The organism is Agarivorans sp. QJM3NY_25 (assembly GCF_050870875.2).
In the GTDB taxonomy this organism is placed as follows: domain Bacteria; phylum Pseudomonadota; class Gammaproteobacteria; order Enterobacterales; family Celerinatantimonadaceae; genus Agarivorans.
In genome coordinates, this window is the sequence record NZ_CP194041.2 from 3,684,968 (window position 1) to 3,707,366 (window position 22,399).

Consider the following 22,399-nt stretch of genomic DNA (forward strand, 5'->3'; position numbering starts at 1 on the left):
TCTTATTTGTTTTTGGCGCTGATCGGATGGCCATAAAAAGGAACTTTCTTCCACCACAACTTCATCGCTTGCCAGTAAATACCGCCCACCACTTTTAAGGTGAGTAAAGGATATGATTGAATTACGCGACGAAGACTAGAAGAGTTCAATGGTTGCTTAAATAAACGAATACCAGCACTGAATTCTTTCTGTTGACGCCAGCAGTCAATGACCACTCTAAGTTGTGATTCCAGCAATTCTACTTGCCAGTGATAAACCATATCCATCGGGTTAAAGGGCGAAACATGAAAGGCCTTATCGTGTGCAGCCAGCTGATTTAAATCTAGCCAATACTGGTGTTTCTCTTTCCAAGGTGTATTGGTCACTTCGGCTAACATGTAATCAAAAGATGTCCCATCACCATACAAGTAGAAATTAACCGGACTAAAATACCAGCCCAAGCAACGCAGTTGCCCTAATAACACAACTTGTTTGGCTTGATAATCGCTCTGAAAATGCTGTTGGGCAGCGATCGCTTTGTCTAAAATACTGCCCGCCTGATGGCCTAAGTAATCACTCGCTCGCAACCGAAACCACGGTAGCCAACGACCAAATGCTTTAAGCTCTTGCTGCACCGCCTGTTCTTCTGCCAAATCAACCCATGCATAATAAAGACGATAAGAAAAACCATGTTTTTGCGGCACAAAGCGCTGATGAAAGGTATCCCCAAATGCGATCGCGGAGTGTTTTAGACTCATAGTTCAACCCCAAATTGCTGGCAAACTTCCACCGCAGAACGAACCCCATCTTCATGAAATCCATTGTGCCAATAAGCGCCGCAAAAATAGCTTCGGTGTTGACCATTGATCTTGCTACGCTGCTGTTGTGCCTTAAAACCATCGACCGAGAAGACCGGATGCATATAATTAAAGCGTTTCAGCACTTTGTCTTCGGCGATGGGCTGCAAGGGATTGAGGGTGACACAAAATTGCGGTGCATCTTTTAACCCCTGTAAACGGTTCATATCGTAGCTAACACAGGCTAAACGGTCGCCGCGTTGGTCACTCGGCGGCAACAAGTAATTCCAGCTTGCTCTCGCCCTATGAATGCTTGGCAATACCGTATCATCGGTATGCAAAATCACTTGGTTGGCCTGATACTTCAACTTAGAGAGGATTTGTCGTTCGTCTTCACTGGCAGCAGAATCCAAAATCGACATCGCTTGATCACTATGACAAGCAAAAATCACCGCATCCCCTTGCCATTGCGAACCGTCAGCGCAATCAATACTGACCCCTTTCGAGTCTCGGTGAATTGCAACCACATCACTGTTCAAGCGGATTTGCTGCTCTAATCCCGCGAGCAAAGGCGCAATATACTGTTTAGAGCCCCCAGGGATCACATACCACTGCGGACGATTACTCACATCTAATAAACCATGATTGACAAAAAAACGGGCAAAAAACTGCATTGGAAATTGGTGAATCCCGTTCAATGAAGAAGACCAAATGGCCGCGCCCATCGGCAGCAAATAGTTTTCTTGAAAGCGTTTGGAAAAGCCATGTTGCGTTAAAAATTGTCCTAGACTAACCGAGGTATCTAAATCCACAGCCTGTTTGGCAAGAGTATTAAAACGTAATATTTCACGAATAAATTGATAAAACCAAGGCCGCAACAAATTACGCCGCTGGGCGAATAAAGTATTTAAGTCGTGCCCGTTGTATTGCAAGTTCAACTCAGGGTTAACCACACTAAAGCTCATTTCGGTGGCTTGAGCCTGAATACCTAATTTCGTTAAAAGCTTATTAAATAAGGGGTAGGTACGATCGTTAAAAACGATGAAACCACTATCTACAGCATAACTTTGACCATTCACGGTTAGCTCATTGGTGGCAGTATGACCGCCGAGATAATCATTTTTTTCGAACAAAGTGACTTGATGTTGTTGCTTCAACAGATAGGCACAGGTCATCCCGGAAATACCAGCACCAATAATCGCTATTTTCATTTTATGGGGTTCCTTCCTTGCGAGCTAAGCGACAGCAAATTTTGTTCTGCCAAGTTAAGGGTAAAGCATGTAATAGCCGTAATAAGCAACTAAAAGCCGTAGGAAAATTAATCACTAAACGACCATTACTGAGCCCTTTAATAATAGCTTGACTAGCCTGTTCTACGCTAATTAAATAAGGCATAGAAAAATGATTTTTATCAGTTAAAGGCGTTTTAACAAAACCGGGTTGTATACAGTGCACGCTGACTTGCTTGGCGGCTAGGTCGGTGCGTAGGGCATGAGCGAGGTAGTGTATGGCAGCCTTGCTACTGCCATAAGCACCAGCCTGACTAAAAGGTAATAAATGCGCCAGGCTTCCCACCAAAGCCAACTGCGACCCCGGCTTCAATTGGCTCCACAAGGCATCCAAACAATTGGCCATGCTTTGCACATTATTTTGCCAAACTCGCTCAAATAGGCTGGCGTCAAAACGCTGCGGATCGAGATATTCACAACTTCCAGCCCCCAACACCACAATATCCATCGCGGGCAGATCGAGTACCAGCTCACGCAGGGCTTGCAAGTCACCCAGTTCAACTTGCAACGGCTTCACACCCTGCTTAGCAATTGCTTGCAAGCGAGAGCTATCTCGGCCTAGTCCCCATACCTGATGCCCTTGGGTGCAAAAATCCAAGGCTAGCTGTCGACCAATCCCAGAACTGGCACCTGTAATTAAAATATTCATTGACCAAGTCCATTTTTTAGCTTCTTGGATACCCAACCAAGCACCGGTATATGGTCATGTAACATTGCACTCACATCATAATAATCTCGGTGGTAGTAGATTTTGTCGCGACATTTAAGGTGACTGATACCGTCCAGTTCAATGGTTCGACCGTTGCCTAACTTGGGATGAGTAAATTGCATCTGCCATGTCAGAGTGAACTCTCCTTCAGTGACCAAACGAGAGTCAAAAATAAAATGACATTGCTGAGTATTTTGTAGCAAATTCTCAAAGTAGTGACCTAAATCCGCCAAACCGAATAGATGATGCAGCGGATCAATAAACTCAATATCCGCAGTGTAGATGTCATCCAAATGCTTCATCTGGGCTAAATCTAACTGTAAGTAAAACGCTTCGAGTTGCTGTACTATGGCCTGAGTTGACATCAGTTTTTCCACCATTAAAAAATATAAGCATTTGTTTCCATTATCGTTAATCATAGTACGTGAAGAGTACGAATAAAGATCAGTCATCTTTTTATCGCTTTACTGCGTAGTAACAAAGACACTCTTTAGCGCAGGACTTTGCCTTGAACAGCCATCAGGTTTTACCACTCATCATTAACAGCGAACACTTCATGCCGGAACGCCAAGGTCGCTTAAGTGGTCAAGGAGGTGAATTTATCGCGAGCATTCGTGCAGCCGAAAAGGCTGGGGGGATGTGGTTAGCGTTTCAGGACAGTAACGGTCATTGTGCCATTAGCAAACACGATTTGGTAAGCCGAGGCGAGATCAAGCAGGTGGACTGGCTTAGTCGAAAACAAATTATCGTTGAATTCAATGTCACAGGCTGGGGGTTGATTAGTACTAACCATCCGGAATTTTCTAAGGAATGGTTCACCGATACTATCACTGCCCAGCAACTGATTCTTTGGCCAACGCCCGAGACTTATCCGCCACAGCCTCATTTGCAACAAGCCTTATTACAGGTAAAACGTCTCTACCCCGAGCTACACTCTTACGGTCCCAATCAAGCGCAAGACCTAAATGATGTCCGTCTGCTATGTTGGCGTTGGTTAGAGTTACTCCCTCTCTCGATTGATACCAAACAACGCCTACTCAAAGCTGCGACACCAGCCCTATGTATCCGCTATTTAAATTTTATTTTGCGACAAAACGATCGTTTTCTTCATTTACGACGTTAATCAGTTATTAATCCGACAACGAATTTGGCAATATGGAATTATCTAAACCCCAAACGACGATCGGCGGTAATCAAACAGCCATGGCTTCTAACAGTTTTAAGCCCCATGTAGATGATGAGATAGCCTTGTTACTTGACAACATTGCCAAGCAACAATGTCGTGCTAGTTATGAACGGTTGTTTCGAGAGGTTGCGCCTCGTTTATTAAACCTAGCAAGAAAGCAATTTGTTGAAGAATCCTTGGCACTAGAAATGGTGCAAGAAACCATGCTTAAACTTTGGCTAAAAGCCGGTTTGTATGATGCCTCCAAGGGACTCGCAATGACTTGGATATTTTCAGTCTCAAGAAACGTTAAATTTGACCTGATGCGCAAAGGCAAACATCAGCAAAGTTGGGTACAAGGCGATGATCTATGGCCGACTTTAGCGGAAGAACAGGACCACGACAAAGTTGCATCGGAGGATCATTCGTTGGTACGCGAAGAGTTACAACAGGTCCTCTCACAATTACCCAAAGAACAAGCCGATATTGTGAGGCGAGTTTACTTACACGGTGAATCCCAACAACAGGTTTCCGAAATGCTTAACCTACCTCTAGGAACGGTAAAAAGTCGCCTACGATTAGCGCTTCAAAAAATGAAGGAGACCTTGAATGACTAATGTTCAATTTCATCCCTCGGATAACAGCCTTGAGCTTTACGCAGCAGGTTTACTCGATCCGTCCATGAGCATTATGGTAAGTGCCCATTTGGAGTTTTGTGGTGCATGTCGCCAACGAGTTGCGCAGCTGGAAAACAGCTTAGCCAGCCAACTACAACAGGCTGAACCAGTGGCAATCAATCCTCAGCTGGATAGCATGATGCAAATGATTATGCAGCAAACTATACCGTCGCAACCCACGGAGCCTCAACAGCTTCAAGCCAAAATCAAACTCGATGATAAAAGCTTTGCACTGCCCCGTGTATTACAGGCCCATGCTAAAAAAATTGGCCCGTGGGCACGCCTGCCAGGTAAACTGCAGCGAGCCAGAGTTGATTCTGTCGGTGACAGTAAAATGAACTTTATTTATATGGATCAAAACAGTGCACTCCCTGAACATACCCATCAGGGACAAGAAGTCACACTGGTATTAGCAGGCCGCTTTATTGACAATGGCGGCAGCTATGGCCCGGGAGACTTTGTGATCCGAGATACTCAGCATACCCACACGCCAAGAACCGAAGCGGATCAAGACTGTCTGTGCTTAACTCTATTAGATGCTCCCTTACACTTTACCTCGGGTTTAGCATCTTTACTCAACCCCTTTAGTCAGTTGTTTTTCCGATAAAGTTGCTCACTAAAACCAATAAAAAAACCAGCGACGTCGCTGGTTTTTTTATGCAAATGAAATCGCTCAACTCGGCTTGAATCCAATCCGAAAAGCGCCCCAATGTTTTCCCTCAACCCAAATTGGTACCGATAAATCATGCATTACCTCACCTGTATCACGCTTGTAAGTTTGTAATAACATACTTTTGCAATGGGTCGCACTGCGGATCCCGATAGGATCATCAAACACTCGCTTGGTTCTATTATTCTTTATATCACGTTCGTAATCGCCCGTCAGGGCTTGAGAATAACAGCGATTATGAGTTGGAAAATACCCCCGCTTATCCACAGCACCGGCATACACGATATTGGGCAAGGCTTGCAAAATAGGATCTTGTACATCGGGGAAGTGTTGATCGGTATAGCTGTCAAACGCAGTGCTATACTTGGTTGGTTCGGTATTTTCGATGGGCTGGTAATCAGGCTCAAATAACTGCGACTCAGTAAATTTCTCTTCAACTAAGGCCTGCTCGAGCAAACCGCCACAAGCCATTGCCGCAGCCCGAGCATGATTTAAGATCCGTTGATCAAACATATCCCTTTGATCGGTATCAAGCGACATAAAAATAAGCTCACCAGTACCACTTTGCTGCCGCAACGATTGCTCTATCTGCATCTGCGCAAACGCCTCTACGGCTTTCTCTGTGCGACTCAATACTCGTTCGAAATGTGTAATACAGTCTTCTACGGTGTCCATTTTATCGATCATGTGTGCCATCAACTGGCGACTATTCGCCGTATCATCGCCAAAATTGGTTAATGCACCCGCAATATCTTCGCTGATCTGAGCAGTATGCTTAGCGAACAGCTTCAACTGATCGGCCATCGCCGCCCGCTCACCAGACTGCTCACCCGCTTTAAAAACAGTCTGCTGGGCATCATCGGCTAATTGCTCTGCCTGCTGCGCTAGCGCATTTGTCAACGCTACAAAATTTTGAACTTGAAAGGCCTTATTTTTAAGCCTTGTGAGATCACTGGCAACATGGCTAACAGCGGAGCGTAAATCTTGAATCGCCTGTATCCCACCTTGCACCGACTGCTTTCCACGACAGCAATCCGCTGCGGACTGTTTGCGACCACTCTGCATTACATCATTTTGCTTAGACGGGTTCGAACCACGTCCACCGGAGTGCTCAACGCTAAAGACAATACCCTTGTTGGCAATATTTACTTCAGAAACAAGAATCGCCCCACTGATTTGCGATGATTGAGCGATGGGGATTAGCAGCAAGCCATGCCACCCCAAAATCACTAGGAACACCATCAATATCAAGTACAAGCACTGAATATTGTCAGTCATTTTACACTGCAATAAAGTGATAACACTTAAGCTCACCAAAAATATGAGCCATCGACTATTTATCTTCATACCGCCAGCCTTCGTTAACCTCCAGTGATTATCGCCCTGCAGTTAATAAGCGCGGGTCACAAATGATAAACTAGATAGGTAGACTTTAGTTTGAACTAGTCATTTTTGATAGATTTTCGACAAGTAACAATAAAAAAAACACCACGAAACGTGATGCTTATCTTCAATTTACAAAGAAACGAATGCAACTTTAAAGCTCAACAGAGGCGCCCAAAAGTACTCGCTCAGTTAGAGCAATTGGCGCATCCGCTCCTGTACAACATCGACCAAAAGGTCGGGTTGAAATTTAGAAATAAATCGGTCACATCCCACCTTTTCTACCATGGCATCATTAAAGCTGCCACTTAATGAAGTGTTTAAAGCAATGAACAACTCGTTCATCCGTTTATCTCCACGGACTTCTGCAGTTAAACGATATCCGTCCATCTCCGGCATTTCTGCATCGGTGATCATCAACAATATTTCGTCGTAAACCGACTTGCCTTGATCGGCCCAGCCTTTCAACATATTCAAGGCTTGTAAACCGTTTTCAGCTTCAATGATCTCCATGCCGAGTTGACTAAGGGTAGCCTTAACTTGGCCCCGCGCAGTTGATGAATCATCAACCACTAATACACGTTTACCGCTCAAATACTCTGTAACCTGAGAATCTAAGGCTTCTTCCGAGATAGTCACGTTATAACTAACAATTTCGGCTAATACCTTTTCAACATCGATAATTTCGACGATGCGATTGGTATCTTCATGCTCAATACGAGTGATCGCAGTAAGGTAATTGCTCCGGCCTACCGTAGAAGGTGGCGGTAGAATATCCTTCCATGAAGTGTTCACAATATGCATTACTTCGCCCACCATAAAGCCTTGCACGGTGCGGTTGTACTCGGTAATGATGAGATTACAATCTTCCTGAGTCTTAGACGGAGGCATCTTGATGGCCGCACGTAAATCAATCACCGGAATCGAATGACCACGACTACTAACCACGCCAGAAATATTGGAATGTGAGCCGGGTAGTTTGTTCATTCGAGGCAATTTCACGACCTCTTTCACTTTAAATACATTGATCGCAAACAACTGCATTGAGTTGAGTTTAAATATCAATAATTCTAAGCGATTTTCGCCCACCAACTGGGTGCGTTGATCCACAGAGGCTAAAACACCTGACATACTACCCAACCTATTCAATATATTTAGTCCATAGAGTATAGCGGTCTTAGGCTAAGCAATAAAATCTCTAGCACCAACGGTACCTTAATTTAGCGGCCTAGCACACATTTTTACCACTTGTCCCCTCGAAACAGCAACCACAAAAACGTAACATAGATTCACATTATAGCTGCAATTATTAGCAATTTAATTACAATAGCCGCTTTTAACCATTGCTTCGGGTTTACGCCCCGCTTGGCAACAAGGAAACTGCATGAGTCAAATCACAATTTGCGCCCTCTATAAATTTGTTCGTTTAGACAATTTTCGCGACTTACAAGCCCCCCTTCTACAAATAATGCTAGATAATCAGGTACGCGGTAGTTTATTACTTGCTGAAGAAGGCCTTAACGGCACCATTGCTGGTCAAGAGAGCGCTATAGCAGAAGTACTCGATTGGCTAACAGCAGATCCTCGTTTGGTCAATTTGTCGGAAAAACGCTCCTATAGTGAACAGCAACCCTTTAAACGCTCCCGAGTCAAACTGAAGAAAGAAATCGTAACCATGGGCATTGAAGGTATCGATCCCAATAAAGTTGTGGGCAGCTATGTTAAACCAAAAGATTGGAATACCTTAGTCAGTGACCCTGAAGTGCTACTGGTTGATACCCGTAATGACTATGAAGTGGAACTCGGTAGTTTTAAAAACGCACTAAATCCCAATACGGAGAGCTTTCGTGAATTTCCAGCTTATGTTGCTGAACACCTAGATCCAAAGCAGCATAAAAAAGTTGCGATGTTTTGTACTGGCGGGATCCGCTGCGAGAAATCAACCGCCTATTTAAAACAGCAAGGTTTTGAAGAAGTTTATCATCTAGAAGGGGGGATCCTAAAATATCTAGAAGAGGTCCCCGAGCAAGACTCTCTATGGCAAGGCGACTGCTTTGTGTTTGATGAAAGAGTGAGTGTCGATCACCAACTTCAACCAGGTGATTACCAGCTCTGTAAAGCCTGTAGAATGCCCGTTTCCGTTGCACAACAGCAAAGCCCACTATTTGTGCCCGGCCTCAGTTGCCCACATTGTCATGCTCAACAAAGCCAACAGCAAAAGCAACGCTTTATGGAACGTGAAAAACAAGTGAATTTGGCTAAGCAACGCGGCGAACAACATGTGGGTATGGAAGCTAGCAAACACAGCGAGCAACGGCGCAAACAAAAACTGCGCCTACGTCGAACTCAACGGGAAAAATCAGCTGAATAACCACTATTGCTCATCACTGCGACTTTGCCTTCAGGCGATTATTCACATCGCGACTCTTGCGGATCAGTGGATCGCCTGCGAGGCCTTGAGCTAATTTGGTCTGCCGATCGTAGAGCAGTACATTCACCGTTGCCGCTAAATTCAAACAAGCTTGGCTCGGGATATACACCACCGAATCTGCTTGATCCACCACAGTTTGACTCAGCGAACCATCTTCCGGACCAAAAATATAAAGAGCCTTTTCTGGGTGAGTAAACTCTGGCAAAGCAATGGCCCCTTCTACCAGCTCCACGCAAACAATTTGCATGTCTGGTGTTACCTGTGCCACCAATGAATCCACCCCCGAGAGTGGGATATTCAAACTCTGATTCTTCGTATCCGTATTGAACCGAGCTGCGCGAGCATAACGCTGCCCCGTATAAAAGACCGCATCCGCTTGAAAACAGCCTGCAGCGCGCATCACCGAGCCCACATTACTGGGACTTTTAGGGTTAACTAGGCCAATATGGACCAGAGTTTGAGACATAAATCGTACCGCACAAAATTAACTAAACCGACTTAACTAACAGCACTCAAGACTTAGTCAAGTATTAAGTCGTCAATTGTACCTGAAGACCGACAAAGACGCAGCGAAACTGTGACTACTTAGCGAGACGCAGCCCAAGGATCAAAAGGCTTGTCATCATCGACGCGGGGATTAACATCGCGCGATTTGTAGGGTGTATTTCCCTGAGCGCTTACTTTTGCCTTAGCGCTACGCTTGGACTTTGGCTTATTTTGCGGCTGTGCAGGAGCACTCATATCTATCACCACTGGCGCTCTTGGTTTTTGCTCTGAGGGGATGATTCGCTCCCGCGGCGGCAAAGCATATTGACGATCGTCGGGCCGCGGTAAATGTTTAAAACGATATAAATAGAAGGCCTCAACTTTCTCACGCGCCCACTTGGTTTTATGCAAAAACTTTAGGCAAGAATCAAGATCAGGCTTGTTTCTAAAGCAATTCATATTCATCGCAAAGGCTAAGGTTTCCCAACCATAATGGGCGACAATTTCATCTAGAAGCACTTCTAACTTAAGGCCATGTAAGGGATTGTTGTGGTATGGATTGCTCATAGAAAGTCCTGGGCTCAATATAACGACTTGAAAACAATAAGCTCAAGTCAACTCAGCGCTAAGAGTAAGGCCAAAGCCAAAGAAGTCCAAACTATATTCTGCGCCGTACCCATCTTTGGTGGGTATCAGGCAAGCAATCCGCACTTTACGGCCAGCTTTTATACATCACTGTTATCTGCGCTTTGTTCTTCCCCATGTTGCATTCGTCAGCCATAAACCACAATACAATCTGGCGATGCTTCGAGGCTTATAACACGCTTCGGTCAAGCCGATGACTAATTGTATGAACAACTTATTGGGCAGAAAAAATCTGCCGATAACCAGGCATGAAGTGCAGTAAGGAGTGGCTCCAATGACAAGATACATAACGCAGTTAGCACTGATTTAGTCCAGCATGAATGAACAATAATTAGTTAGATTGGTATTCCCTCATCAAGCGCAACCATAGCACTTAAATCGTAGCGATTCACACGCCTAAGCTGCCCACACAAATCCCATATCCTGTAGAATTTGATGATCGGCGTAGATAGCTGCGTATGAACATAAAGTAATGCTGCGCAGTATGGATATTAAATTGCTAAAGCTTCAGCACATTGTAACCTGTTACCACACCGCGCCATCAAATTACACTGCGGCAACCATGACCCCTTTACTACCACAAATTGAACAATCACAAGGCGGACTACCAACCCAACGGCCTCGCAATAACATCTGGTTTTGTAGTTCACTTGAATATCGGCATTACCGACTGTATGACTCATGATCTAAGACCTTGCGACGACACGTTCAGGGGATATAGTTCACCAGGCGATAACTCACTGCCTTTGAGCGAAGCAATCCATTAAGGCCATCACTGCTCTCGCCTCGCTCACACGACAAGGATTGTCTCGCTCATCGCGAAAATAAGCATTCACTTGCTCAATAAAGGGTTGCTGAATGTGCTCTGGGTTGTTAATCATAAACTCTTGCGTGCCTTGTGCGTTCTCTAAACGAATCACTTGCTCACCAAAAAAATTAACGCTGAGCTTGCCATCACTACCAATCACTTCACAAACATCGCGAGTTTGTTGCGCTTGCACCGCAAAATGCCAACGTCCTTGTAGGATCAGTGAATTCTGCAGACACGCCCAACCATGTGTACAGTCATCAGCCGCTGAATGTTGCTGTTGATTAACACTAAGCCCTTGGGCTGAAACGACGGGGCCAAACCACTGCAGAATTAAGTCTAATTGGTGGGGAGCAAGATCATAAAATAAGCCACCGCCAGAAATCTCAGGATTGACCCGCCAATTGTCTTCGCTACTAGAAATAATATCTGATGCCGCTGGCTGAAGTGTATCGATTTGAACCATTAAGGGCCGGCCAATGGCGCCATTCTTAAGCAACTCAGCCACTTTTAAAAAACAAGGTACATGGCGACGATAGTGTGCCACAACCACTTTAGTCGCAGCCGTTTTTTGAGCCTCGATAAGCTCATCACACTGCTTCGCATTCAGTGTTACCGGCTTTTCAATATACACATGTTTACCTGCTTTTAGCGCAGCTAAAGCGTAATCTTTGTGTTGTGCTGGTGGTGTAGCAATATATACCGCGTCGATATCTGGATTGGCGAGCAGAGCCTCGGCATTGTCATACCAATGTGGCACTTGATGGCGCGAAGCAAAATCTTTGGCCTTTGTGCCGTTACGCCGCATCACCGCAAGCAATTGCGAGTCTTTTGCTTTATAAAATGCAGGACCACTTTTGACTTCGCAAACATCACCGACACCAATAATGCCCCAACGGATTAGTTTTGATTGTTGCATCTGATTTACCTTTTATTTCAAGAATAATGAATACTAACGATAAAAGCCGAGCAATATTTAGGTTTAAATATACGAAGCAAACTACCGAGCATGCGCAGATTTGCTAGAATCATTACGCAGGTGTTACATCCGCCACATTCCTGAATAATTGCTATCTATCTACTCAAAGCTCGAATCAGTCGAGCATTCGAATGAGCAAATTGTGACAAAATATAAAACTATTTCAGGATCTTGCTCCCTCTGTTCAAAATAATAAACCGCAAAAAACAAGACTAAAGCGCGATTTACGGTTTACCTATCGGACACAACTTAAATATCCAAATGCAAGACGATAAAATCATTTACTCTTATTATCGCAACAGCGTAGGATCAAACACTCAAAATATCACTAAACCAGCCAGCTAAACTGGTTTCGGCTTTGATGCGAGGATCGACTTTGATACTCAACACCCTAGATAAAGTCATATTCACTGTGCTATTACTGGTCTTTTTTCAACTACCGATATTGAGCAATCACTACTTACAGTTTGTCAGTGGTTACTATAGCGCGGCTAAAATTCAGGTCGAAGGTTACCAACGCAATGCGACGGCTTATCACTATGCCGACGTCGATGCCATGATCGAAGATTTTAAGCATAACTCTAATCCCGCCGTTAGAGCCGATGCTGAACAAAAACAACAAACGCTTCACCAATTCGCTGACTTAGCCCAAGCCCTTGAGGTTCTCCAACATGGTAACTTACTAGAAAAAACCATCTATATTTTTGCGCCAGCACGTTGGCCAAGATTGAACGAGGTTTTAAAAAACTTTAAACCGGGCATCCCCCTTGAACCGATGGTTGTGGGCTACAGTGTATTAGTGGCACTGATAATTGGCGGCTTGTTTATGTGGCCAATCCGCCGCTTGAGTAAAGCCCGTTAGCAATCGTAAACAACCGCCATTACCAGCAGCGTGATACAGCCATCAAACTTGCGCCAGCGCTATATGCTCAAGCACCTTGGGCTAAACCCGCCTCGCCCAACGCTGATTCAATGCCAAGGCTCCGAGGATAATCGCCGCCCCAATGCTTAAACGCAAAATATCGGCATCACGATTCCAAATCAGCAAGTTGACCGCAATACCCGCTGGAATAAGCAAGTTATTCGCCACAGCTAAGGCGCCAACATTAACCATGGTTGCGCCCTTGTTCCAAGCAAAATAGCCAAGCCCTGAGGCGATGACCCCAAGATAAACCAATACCCCCCACTGCAAGTTTGTGCTGGGTAGGTTTTGGGTATTACCTAGCAGTGCAAAAGCCATACTGGCCACCAGTAAAGCGCCGATAAAAAACCAGGCAAATACCGTTTGCTGGGCCAACTTTACCGGTAAGCGAGCCATCAAACGTTTATAGGCAACTTGCCCACTGGCAAAACACAAATTAGCCCCTTGGACCAATAAAAAGCCAGTAATGAAGCCCTGATCGATGCCTTGATAACGGATAGCCACCGCCCCCATAGTTGCGAGCAGTGCAGTTAACATGAAACGCTGATTAAAACGTCGCTCGAAGGCATCATTGACGAGAGTCACATAGATCGGTGTCATCACCGTAAATAACAACACTTCTGGCACCGACAAATATAAGAAGGACTGATAATAAAAACCATACATACAACCAAGCTGCACCGCTCCTATCGCCATCAACTTCAAGGCGGTACTGGCAGCTAACTCTCTAAATTTTAAAAAAGGTAAGAACACCAAGGTCGCAAGGGCAATTCGCATCAACACTGAAAACCACGCATCTACTTGGCCAGCAAGATAAACACCAATCAAGCTAAAAGAAAAAGCCCACAACAAGGTAATCGCAATTAAATACGCCATAGTCACTCTAATTTGATATAGGCCAGATAGGCCATTGAACGAATGTTTTAATTTTACTTAAATTACAAGATGTTAATCTTTAATTTAAGCGCGGCAGCTTAGCACTTTCGGCAAATACCTCGCAAGCATCCACAGACAATTTATCTTAAGTTAGGATGCCAAGCACGGTTGTCCACGACTTGATGCAAACAACCAATGTATACTCCCTTACCACTCGATGCCCGCTCCCAAAGACGGTTACGAAATGATTTAGTTACGCGTCGGCTGTTACTTCTTGTTAGAATCTGGTCTTGATTTTAGACAGGTGAAAGCAATGTTTTTTAGTCCCACTGAGGCCTTTTCCGCTTATTTGAATATGGCGCAACGATTACCCGCCATTGTTCCCGTCCCCTCAAGCCAAACCATCCAACAAATCACCGATTTGGTCGATGATATAGATGTTTTTTTATTTGATGCCTACGGCGTGTTAAACGTTGGAGGAACAGCCATTGCGGGGGCTGCAGCCCAAATCGCTAAGCTACGAGCCGCCGGAAAACTGGTGTATGTGGTGACCAATGCGGCGACTCAAAGTAAACCCCAACTACTTCAAAAATTCATTCGTCTCGGCTTCGACTTTAGCGACCAAGAAATCATCAATAGTCGTGAAGTATTACTGCAGCATATGCCGCAGCCAGCAGACAGCCCACTAGGGATTATCACTTTATCCGAGTTTCGCTTAGATTTAGCCCGCCCCTGCTACTACCCAGAAGATGAAGCTTTTTGGCAAGCCGACGAGTTTCTATTTTTAAGTGGCCAAGCCTGGAATGCTCAGCGTCAGGCACGCTTTATTGAAGCCTTGAATGACCGACCACGTCCAGTCTGGGTTGGAAACTCAGACTTAATTGCCCCCTTAGAAAATGGAGTTTCCCAAGAACCCGGCAGTTATACATTAACCCTACCTGCTCATTTATTTGAACAGGTACGCTGCTTTGGCAAACCCTTTGCACCAATCTTCGACACCGTTTTAGCAAAAATTAAACCGCGTCTGGCAAACATCAACCGACAGCGTATTGCAATGATTGGCGATACACTGCATACCGATATCTTAGGTGGGAACGCCATGGGATTTAAAAGCGTATTGGTGACCCAGCATGGTTTTCTACGCGATTTAGATGTTGATGCGCATATTCAGCGCAGTAATATTCGCCCGCACTTTCAACTCAAAAGCATCTAAATACGCGAGACATCGTGCGATAAATGAGGACAAGAAGATCCATGACCATGTTTCTTATACCAAGCAATTCACCACTAATAAAGGCTTCCACATAAAGCGGAAGCCTTTATTCAATCAACCGAACAGCAAACTATAAATTTAAGCAATCGTCGTAGGTTTTTAACTTACCTACAAAACCATTTTCACCTTCAAGATTCACCAATACAGCAAAGCCATACTGAAGAACATCTTGTTCACAAATATTCTTAAGAATATTCTTAGTGTTTGCAGCCGCTGCTTGAGGAGTCCACTCCCAGCGTCGATTGATTAAATTAGCATTGTAAACCAATACATCACCAGAAAGGTAACAGTTCACTTTGACTACATTATCTTTGTATACCAAAGATGAACAATGCTCAGATAAAGTTTCACGTATAGTTTCTTTTTGTGGAGTATTGAGCTCAGAATGATAACTGTCTGCGACCTCTTCAACACTCGGTCTTGTCATCGCACAACCACTTAAGGCCAGCGCCAATAAAACACCACTAATAATTCCTTTCACACATCATCCTTAGATATCAATAGAGACTCAATTTTAAGCAAAAATTAACTATAAAATCAATAAAATAGCTTAACTCTGTTTATTTCGATAGCAACGTGTGCTGGTGCTCCGCCGAAAACACCGCTTTAATACCAACCTGATTCATTATATGAACAACTAATTGCGCAGAATAAATCTGTCGATAACGAGGCATGAAGCGCAGTAAGGGGTGGCTCTCATGGCCAGATACATCACCTAGTTAGCGATGATTTAGCGGAGCTAAGAATGAACAGATAATGAGTTAGATTGGTATAATATCGATATAAAAAAGCCAAGCAAAGTGCTTGGCCTTTTAACTCATAGCAGGTTTAAACCACTAGCCTTTATCTGCCTGCATGGCACGGCGAATACAAAATATCGCGCCGCCCCAAGTACAACCCAAACCGATGATCATCATCACAATGGCACTTAATTCCATCTTAGTTTTCCTCCGCTGTAAGTTCAGCTGTCGGTAATTTACGTATAATAATTGCGAGCACCGCCATAATTGCCACGAGGCCCCAACCAAAACTCATTAAGTCAAATTGGCTATAACCACCGTAACCTTCTGATAATAGCGACACAAAGTTGGTTGCTAAGATAATCAGCAAAATTGCAGGGCTAATAAAACGTAAGCACCAAATAAACCAGTCACCAACTCTCAATTCAGAGCGTCGATTGGCATATTCTTGAAGCTCAGGCAAGCCTTTGAGCATCCAACCAACAATCAGCAATTCCAATAAACAGCTACCTAAGATCCCTACATTATTCATGAAGTAATCCACCACATCTAACAGCAACAAACCACCGTTACAGGTAAAGGCCAAGGATACGATTAAAGCCACACCACACACCAAAGTGGCCGCTTTACGACGGTCGCAACCAAACTTATCAATCACAGCTGAAGTGACTGCTTCGATAATGGAGATCATCGAGCTTAAGCCTGCAACGGTGAGCGCGAAGAAAAACAGAGGCCCCAAAATATAAGGCGCAGGTAGCAGGTTAATTGCTGTAGGGATCGTCACAAAAGCTAAACCGACTCCCGCTTTCACCACTTCGGTAATGGCAACCCCTTGCTGATTAGCCATGTAACCAAGAATGCCAAAAATCATGATGCCAGCCATGATAGAAAAACCACAGTTAATCAACACCGTCATAAAGGCATTGTTACTAATATCGGAATCTTTTGGCAAATAACTGGAATAAGCCAGCATAATTGAAAAACCAACACTCAAGGTAAAGAAGATCTGCCCATAGGCCGCCGACCAAACGGAAACATCAAGAATTTTGCTAAAGTCCGGCTTAAATAGGTAATTTAGGCCTTCCAGTGCGCCAGGCAAAAACACCATACGAATAATGAGACCCAAAACCATGACAAATAATAGCGGCATCATGATTTTACTTGCTCTTTCAATGCCTCCTTTTACCCCAGTAAACACTGCAGAGTAAGTGATCAGCCATGCCAAGATCACAGGTACAACAATATGTAGCTGTATGCCGCCTAAGCGGCTTGGGCTATTATCGCCAAGCTTTAAGTACTCGGTGAAGAAAAAGGTATTGGGATCTGCCCCCCAACTTTGTGAGAAAGAAAAACCAAGGTAGGAAATAGCCCAGCCGATCACCGCTACGTAATACACCGCGATCACAAAGGCCACTAAGACTTGAAACCAGCCCAGCCACTCTAGTCGTCGACCCAATTTGGCAAATACCCGAGGGGCGGCACCACGCATTTTATGACCAAGGCTAAATTCCATGATCATAAATGGGATCCCCGCAGACAACATCGCAAACAGATAGGGAATAAAAAATGCCCCCCCTCCATTTTCGTATGCCATATAGGGAAAACGCCAAATGTTACCTAAACCAATAGCGGAGCCAACTGCCGCCATGATAAAGCCTGCCCGAGAGCCCCATTGTTCTCGTTTCATATTTGTTACCTCAAACTGCTTAAACGGAAAGTCAAAGAGAATGGTTTAAAATGCACTTTGACTTCCATATATGAATAATGTTGTGCTACTGGAGAAAATTATATTTATAAGTATCTACCGCCAGAAGCCGGCGATTCTATAAAATAATCATCTGTGAAAACAGAGAAAACTCACAATCTATTGAGTTAATGACGATGACGCGCATCTTCAGCCCACTGGACTCAAATCATCGAAATAATCGCCTTGGTTTACCAGTTCGCCATCGAAGTGAACCTCGATAGGCCGGTGGCTACGCCAACCTCTGACAGCAGTAATAAAAAAACAGCGCTTTACGGCGCTGTTCTTACTTGCAAGTAAATAAACCTAGCGTTGGTCTTCTGCGACCTGAGCATATGGTTCTTCCGCTGCCATACAACAGGCGGCGGTAAACAAAACATCGGTAGAGCTATTTAATGCAGTCTCAGCCGAATCTTGTAATACACCAATAATAAAACCGACAGCAACCACTTGCATCGCGATATCATTCGAGACTCCAAATAGACTACAAGCCAGCGGGATCAATAACAATGAACCACCAGCTACACCCGAAGCACCACATGCAGATACCGCAGCAACCACACTCAACAATAATGCGGTCGCAAAATCGACGTGAATCCCCAAGGTATGTACTGCTGCAAGTGATAGCACCGTGATGGTAATTGCGGCACCTGCCATATTAATGGTTGCGCCTAGCGGAATAGAGACTGAATATGTGTCTTCATCCAGATTAAGCCGCTCAGCAAGATCCATATTCACCGGAATGTTGGCCGCTGAACTACGGGTAAAGAAAGCAGTCACACCACTTTCACGAAGACACTTAAAGACAAGAGGGTAGGGATTGCGACGAATTTTGTAGAAAACCAACAATGGATTCATCACCAAAGCAATCAACAGCATAGAACCTATCAACACTAATAACAGTTGACTGTAGCCCCATAGCGCCGAAAAACCAGTTTGCGCGATAGTATTTGCCACCAGGCCAAAGATCCCAAGTGGCGCTAGGCGGATCACAAAACGCACGATGCTAGATACGCCATCCGCAACATCATTAAACAAAGCTTTAGTCGTTGCAGAAGCACTATGTAGCGCCACGCCTAAGCCAATTGCCCATGCCAAAATACCAATGTAGTTACCATTCATAATGGCACTCACTGGGTTATCCACAATTTTAAACAATAAGGTATGTAATACTTCACCGATCCCCTGTGGTGGATTGGCCACGGTATCGGTACTCACCAAAACCAGTTCGGTGGGGAAAACAAAGCTCATGACAACTGCAGTCAGCGAGGCGGCAAAGGTGCCAAATAAATACAAATAAATAATTGGTTTTAGTTGAGTATCTTGACCTCGTTTATGGCTCGCAACAGACGCCGCCACCAATACAAAGACTAACACTGGTGCAACCGCTTTTAGTGCACCAACAAATAGGCTACCGAATAAACCTAAAGAGATGGCAAACTCTGGCGCGACAACGGCCAAGATACTACCGGCGATAATACCGATCAGGATTTGTAGCACGAGGCTACCTTTAGTTATAAAGCTAAATATGTTGTTGTTTGAATGTTGATTCATGCTTCTTATTATCCTTGATGGAAGCTATATTGTTGGTTAAGGCGCAACCATATAGTATGAAGCACTAATTTTAAACAAAAGATCGATATTAAATTGACACATCACAAAAACTTTTTTTAGCCAAGCGATGCCGAGTCATAAACGACCGATCCTCGTCACAAATAATTAAGCGAACTCCCCTTTATCACGCTTAAGTAACAAGCAAGCACCCAAGCCTTTTTTACCAAAGAAAATGACACATAAAACGCTGTTAACCGTCCTCTTTGGCTTGGCTTGGCTTGGCTTGGCTTGGCTTGGCTTGGTTTGGCTTGAGTTTGAGTTTGAGTTTGAGTTTGAGTTTGAGTTTGAGGATATGCTGCAGCCGAAGCCAAGATGGATCCAGATACCGGCACTGCATATGATCGCGCGGACTAAAACCAAGCACCATCATTCAGATACAATGAAACAACATCACGGCGCACGATAACGGTAGTTAGCTTGATGTAGAAGAGAGAGGACAAAACATAAACTTCACAGATCTGAATACTCACGCTGCGAAGCCATCGATGCAGGAGTTCACCGATGGCGTTCACAACTGCTTTAATTTAGTTAGACACTAAAGCTAAATTCACCAATGGACGGTTCTTGCTTAAGCAGCTCAACTTCTTCGGATAAGTAGAATCCGGAATTTAACTCTCGCAGCGCATCTTCAGAAAAATCAGCTGGGGTATACTCATTTGCAGGCTTAGTCTCATCTAGAAGACCTAAGCGCTGGTAAGCCGCTGCCACTAACTCACTGCAAAATAATGAAGACAAGTCTTGGCTATTTTCACCCCATGGCCCATCCCAACCAGCACGAGTCAATTGCCAGAAGTCTTGCTCATAACGGCGCCCCTGTAGCTGTTCCAGTAATTGCATCAAATTGTCTAACGCGGCTTGATTAAGTTCTTCGCCCATCAATTGGCGTACCGCAACATCACCTTGATGCTGTGCAACCCGCTCTTCCAGGGCAACCACCTGCACGCCCTTACTCGCGCGCTGAGCATAAAGGCAAAACCCATCTCGACTCGGTACTGCCTCCCACAAGGTTACAAAATCATAATTTGCTAACTGCAATACCATGCCGACATGTGACCAAGGACTAAAAGTCCCCACACGAATGAGACTACTGCCAAGCCCCTTACTCGAAAAAAAGACTAAATCGCCAGTTTTAAGCTGATTCAATAACTGTTGCTGCATCATCCATTAACGCTATATATGATCAATTACATTTTACCCATTCAAACAAAACCTACCATTATGCGAGTTTATTGTAAATATTCACTGAAAATGCCATTTATAACAATTGATGCTAACAAATGTTACCCCGGTGAAATTTTGTCAAACCTATATCAACTATATACACATCTGTATTTGTGACTAAAAATGCATATTTTTTACCCTTAAATATCTTGCCTCCCATTCAAAGCAACCAGAAACCATGAAATAAAAATAATTATATATCTATTAAATACCGTTTAAAATCAATTAACTAATTTTAAAATTGTCATAAAAGCAGACTTTGTATATTTTTACTATAAAAACCCCAATAATCCCTGGTTAAACCAACAATAAACGACCTCTAAATAGAATTACTTTTCTAGATTGGACGATAAACAATCACTTAAAAAAGTAGATTTGAACAAGGACTTGCTATTGCTTTCCACAGAAGCCATCAATAAGTAACGCAAACACGCCTTTTTGTTCGGCGTAGTCGATAAATTTCTGCTATAGCTAATAGCAGAAAACCCCTTAAATCTTAAGGTATTATTATGAACTCGATGGTCAGCCATCCCAATTATCAACATCAACACCTCGCCAAACTATGCGGCTTACTACTTGGCCCATTAAGCTTAATTGCGACTCTCTTTATTCCACCTCCCTTTGAAGGGCTGCCCCAACAAGCATGGGTGACCATGGGATTGGCCACCATGATGGCAATTTGGTGGGTCAGCGAGGCAGTTCCGATCCCCGTCACCTCATTTTTACCAATGGTCTTGTCCCCACTACTCGGCATCGCCAGTTTAAAAGCTGCCACCGCATCCTTTGCTCATCCCTTAATCTTCCTATTCATGGGCGGATTTATGCTGAGTCTGGCGATGGAACGCTGGGATCTGCATAAACGAATAGCACTAGTCGCAATGCTCACCGTCGGGGACAAACCAGCGCAACAAGTAGGCGGATTTATGCTGATCACCGCTTTTTTAAGCATGTGGATGAGCAATACCGCCACCGCAGTGATGATGCTCCCCATAGGGCTGTCGATCATTGGGATGATGTCCAAACAAGAGCAGCAACCAGACTTCAGTGCCGCGCTACTGTTAGGCATTGCCTATTCAGCAAGTATTGGGGGGGTAGCCACCCTGATTGGTACCCCCCCCAACGCTTTACTCGCAGCGTATTTAGCCGACTCCTACGATATCCACATCGGCTTTGGCGAATGGATGCTCATCGGTTTGCCACTCTCAATTTCGATGTTATTCATTACTTGGATATGGCTAACTCGAATCAACTATCGCTTACCCAATCGAAGCCAGGGAAACTCAGCTGAAATGTTACGTCAGCAACTCCATCAATTAGGCCCAATGAAGCCACCGGAGAAAGTTGTCGCCGTTGTATTTACCCTAGCCGCTTGTGCATGGATCTTACGCCCCTTGTTGGCGTCTTATAGCGGCTTGGCGATCAGCGATACCGGGATCGCCATGATGGCTGCCGTCAGCCTGTTTGTCATTCCAGTGGATTGGCGTAAACAAGTCATGGTGATGGACTGGGATACAGCCAAAAAATTGCCATGGGGAGTATTGATGTTATTTGGAGGAGGCTTAAGTTTAGCGGCCCAGATCAAAAGTTCGGGGATGGCTGATTTCATCGGGCTCAGCTTAAGCGCAGCCTCTACCTATTCACTGATTTGGGTGATCGTTATCGTCACCACAGCAATCATCTTCCTTACCGAAATCACCAGTAATACCGCCACCGCGGCAGGTTTTCTGCCACTGCTCGGGCCAATTGCCGAGTCGATGGGGTCGAACCCGATGATATTAGTGGTTCCGGCAGCCTTAGCTGCCAGTTGTGCTTTCATGATGCCCGTTGCAACGCCACCCAACAGCATCGTATTTGCTTCTGGTCAATTACATATTAAACAAATGGTTAAAGCTGGCTTTATGCTTAACCTCGTCGGTATCGTATTGATCAGCCTTTTTAGTTACTACTTAATCGAAATCATACTGCTGTCTTAATACGAGCCCAGCATGTGC

At 44.5% G+C, this 22,399-nt stretch carries 22 protein-coding genes; 7 read left to right on the forward strand and 15 right to left on the reverse strand.

Annotated features, from left to right (window positions below; genetic code table 11):
• Nucleotides 1-2 precede the first annotated feature (2 nt).
• From ACRRSW_RS16915 to ACRRSW_RS16930, 4 genes are read right to left on the reverse strand one after another with little or no spacing between them, the layout of a single operon-like run.
• Nucleotides 3-737 (reverse strand): DUF1365 domain-containing protein, encoded by a 735-nt coding sequence (locus ACRRSW_RS16915; protein WP_432452086.1) that lies wholly within the window; start codon nucleotides 735-737, stop codon nucleotides 3-5.
• On the reverse strand, nucleotides 734-1,987 hold the full coding sequence (locus ACRRSW_RS16920) for an NAD(P)/FAD-dependent oxidoreductase (protein ID WP_432452085.1): 1,254 nt from the start codon (nucleotides 1,985-1,987) through the stop codon (nucleotides 734-736). Before ACRRSW_RS16920 ends, ACRRSW_RS16915 begins: the two co-directional genes overlap by 4 nt.
• A gap of 1 nt (nucleotide 1,988) precedes the next feature.
• Nucleotides 1,989-2,714: an SDR family NAD(P)-dependent oxidoreductase gene (locus tag ACRRSW_RS16925; RefSeq protein WP_432459921.1), complete on the reverse strand. Its 726-nt coding sequence runs from the start codon at nucleotides 2,712-2,714 to the stop codon at nucleotides 1,989-1,991.
• Entirely contained in the window at nucleotides 2,711-3,139 is a 429-nt protein-coding gene (locus tag ACRRSW_RS16930; protein WP_432459922.1) for a nuclear transport factor 2 family protein, read from the reverse strand. The genes ACRRSW_RS16925 and ACRRSW_RS16930 overlap by 4 nt, the downstream gene beginning before the upstream one ends.
• Nucleotides 3,140-3,282: 143 nt before the next feature.
• Here ACRRSW_RS16930 and ACRRSW_RS16935 point away from each other — a divergent pair, with 143 nt between their 5' ends.
• The 3 genes from ACRRSW_RS16935 to ACRRSW_RS16945 are packed head-to-tail and all read left to right on the forward strand — an operon-like array spanning nucleotide 3,283 to nucleotide 5,223.
• Nucleotides 3,283-3,897 (forward strand): hypothetical protein, encoded by a 615-nt coding sequence (locus tag ACRRSW_RS16935; protein ID WP_432459923.1) that lies wholly within the window; start codon nucleotides 3,283-3,285, stop codon nucleotides 3,895-3,897.
• A 32-nt stretch (nucleotides 3,898-3,929) separates the two neighbouring features.
• Nucleotides 3,930-4,556: a sigma-70 family RNA polymerase sigma factor gene (locus ACRRSW_RS16940; RefSeq protein ID WP_432452081.1), complete on the forward strand. Its 627-nt coding sequence runs from the start codon at nucleotides 3,930-3,932 to the stop codon at nucleotides 4,554-4,556.
• Complete coding sequence (locus tag ACRRSW_RS16945; protein ID WP_432452080.1) at nucleotides 4,549-5,223, forward strand: ChrR family anti-sigma-E factor; 675 nt, start codon at nucleotides 4,549-4,551, stop codon at nucleotides 5,221-5,223. The genes ACRRSW_RS16940 and ACRRSW_RS16945 overlap by 8 nt, the downstream gene beginning before the upstream one ends.
• Before the next feature lie 66 nt (nucleotides 5,224-5,289).
• Here the strand turns inward: ACRRSW_RS16945 and ACRRSW_RS16950 are convergent, their stop codons facing one another.
• Both ACRRSW_RS16950 and ACRRSW_RS16955 read right to left on the reverse strand, forming a co-directional pair.
• The gene (locus tag ACRRSW_RS16950; RefSeq protein WP_432452079.1) at nucleotides 5,290-6,564 is read right to left on the reverse strand and encodes a hypothetical protein; all 1,275 of its coding nucleotides are present in this window, start codon (nucleotides 6,562-6,564) and stop codon (nucleotides 5,290-5,292) included.
• A gap of 297 nt (nucleotides 6,565-6,861) precedes the next feature.
• Nucleotides 6,862-7,800, reverse strand: a complete 939-nt coding sequence (locus tag ACRRSW_RS16955) for a chemotaxis protein CheV (protein WP_432459924.1) — start codon at nucleotides 7,798-7,800, stop codon at nucleotides 6,862-6,864.
• Nucleotides 7,801-8,053: 253 nt separating this feature from the next.
• Here ACRRSW_RS16955 and trhO point away from each other — a divergent pair, with 253 nt between their 5' ends.
• The gene (trhO, locus tag ACRRSW_RS16960; RefSeq protein ID WP_432452077.1) at nucleotides 8,054-9,040 is read left to right on the forward strand and encodes an oxygen-dependent tRNA uridine(34) hydroxylase TrhO; all 987 of its coding nucleotides are present in this window, start codon (nucleotides 8,054-8,056) and stop codon (nucleotides 9,038-9,040) included.
• A 13-nt stretch (nucleotides 9,041-9,053) separates the two neighbouring features.
• On the opposite strand, the gene ACRRSW_RS16965 is transcribed toward trhO, so the two are convergent.
• From ACRRSW_RS16965 to ACRRSW_RS16975, 3 genes are all read right to left on the reverse strand, one after another.
• The gene (locus ACRRSW_RS16965) at nucleotides 9,054-9,566 is read right to left on the reverse strand and encodes an RNA methyltransferase (RefSeq protein ID WP_432452076.1); all 513 of its coding nucleotides are present in this window, start codon (nucleotides 9,564-9,566) and stop codon (nucleotides 9,054-9,056) included.
• Between the two features lie 119 nt (nucleotides 9,567-9,685).
• Nucleotides 9,686-10,153 carry a VF530 family DNA-binding protein gene (locus ACRRSW_RS16970; RefSeq protein ID WP_432459926.1) on the reverse strand — a complete coding sequence of 156 codons (468 nt, stop codon included), beginning with the start codon at nucleotides 10,151-10,153 and terminating at the stop codon, nucleotides 9,686-9,688.
• An 815-nt stretch (nucleotides 10,154-10,968) separates the two neighbouring features.
• Complete coding sequence (locus ACRRSW_RS16975) at nucleotides 10,969-11,958, reverse strand: Gfo/Idh/MocA family protein (protein ID WP_432459927.1); 990 nt, start codon at nucleotides 11,956-11,958, stop codon at nucleotides 10,969-10,971.
• 436 nt (nucleotides 11,959-12,394) lie between these two features.
• Between ACRRSW_RS16975 and ACRRSW_RS16980 the strand changes: the two genes are divergently transcribed.
• A complete protein-coding gene (locus tag ACRRSW_RS16980) occupies nucleotides 12,395-12,880 on the forward strand; it encodes a DUF2937 family protein (protein WP_432459928.1) in 486 nt (161 codons plus the stop codon).
• An 81-nt stretch (nucleotides 12,881-12,961) separates the two neighbouring features.
• Here the strand turns inward: ACRRSW_RS16980 and ACRRSW_RS16985 are convergent, their stop codons facing one another.
• Nucleotides 12,962-13,816 (reverse strand): carboxylate/amino acid/amine transporter, encoded by an 855-nt coding sequence (locus ACRRSW_RS16985; protein ID WP_432459929.1) that lies wholly within the window; start codon nucleotides 13,814-13,816, stop codon nucleotides 12,962-12,964.
• Nucleotides 13,817-14,129: 313 nt separating this feature from the next.
• On the opposite strand from ACRRSW_RS16985, the gene ACRRSW_RS16990 reads away from it, so the two are divergent.
• Nucleotides 14,130-15,029 carry an HAD-IIA family hydrolase gene (locus ACRRSW_RS16990; protein ID WP_432459930.1) on the forward strand — a complete coding sequence of 300 codons (900 nt, stop codon included), beginning with the start codon at nucleotides 14,130-14,132 and terminating at the stop codon, nucleotides 15,027-15,029.
• Between the two features lie 130 nt (nucleotides 15,030-15,159).
• On the opposite strand, the gene ACRRSW_RS16995 is transcribed toward ACRRSW_RS16990, so the two are convergent.
• The 5 genes from ACRRSW_RS16995 to ACRRSW_RS17015 form a co-directional block, all read right to left on the reverse strand.
• A complete protein-coding gene (locus ACRRSW_RS16995) occupies nucleotides 15,160-15,570 on the reverse strand; it encodes a hypothetical protein (RefSeq protein WP_432459931.1) in 411 nt (136 codons plus the stop codon).
• Nucleotides 15,571-15,925: 355 nt separating this feature from the next.
• Nucleotides 15,926-16,027, reverse strand: coding sequence for a MetS family NSS transporter small subunit (locus ACRRSW_RS17000; RefSeq protein ID WP_432452069.1), 102 nt, complete (start codon nucleotides 16,025-16,027; stop codon nucleotides 15,926-15,928).
• 1 nt (nucleotide 16,028) lies between these two features.
• Entirely contained in the window at nucleotides 16,029-17,516 is a 1,488-nt protein-coding gene (locus ACRRSW_RS17005) for a sodium-dependent transporter (protein WP_432459932.1), read from the reverse strand.
• A 363-nt stretch (nucleotides 17,517-17,879) separates the two neighbouring features.
• Nucleotides 17,880-19,127 carry a serine/threonine transporter SstT gene (sstT, locus tag ACRRSW_RS17010; RefSeq protein WP_432452067.1) on the reverse strand — a complete coding sequence of 416 codons (1,248 nt, stop codon included), beginning with the start codon at nucleotides 19,125-19,127 and terminating at the stop codon, nucleotides 17,880-17,882.
• A 588-nt stretch (nucleotides 19,128-19,715) separates the two neighbouring features.
• The gene (locus ACRRSW_RS17015) at nucleotides 19,716-20,348 is read right to left on the reverse strand and encodes a YiiX/YebB-like N1pC/P60 family cysteine hydrolase (RefSeq protein WP_432459934.1); all 633 of its coding nucleotides are present in this window, start codon (nucleotides 20,346-20,348) and stop codon (nucleotides 19,716-19,718) included.
• 578 nt (nucleotides 20,349-20,926) lie between these two features.
• Here ACRRSW_RS17015 and ACRRSW_RS17020 point away from each other — a divergent pair.
• Nucleotides 20,927-22,381, forward strand: a complete 1,455-nt coding sequence (locus ACRRSW_RS17020; RefSeq protein WP_432456152.1) for an SLC13 family permease — start codon at nucleotides 20,927-20,929, stop codon at nucleotides 22,379-22,381.
• Nucleotides 22,382-22,399: the final 18 nt, after the last annotated feature.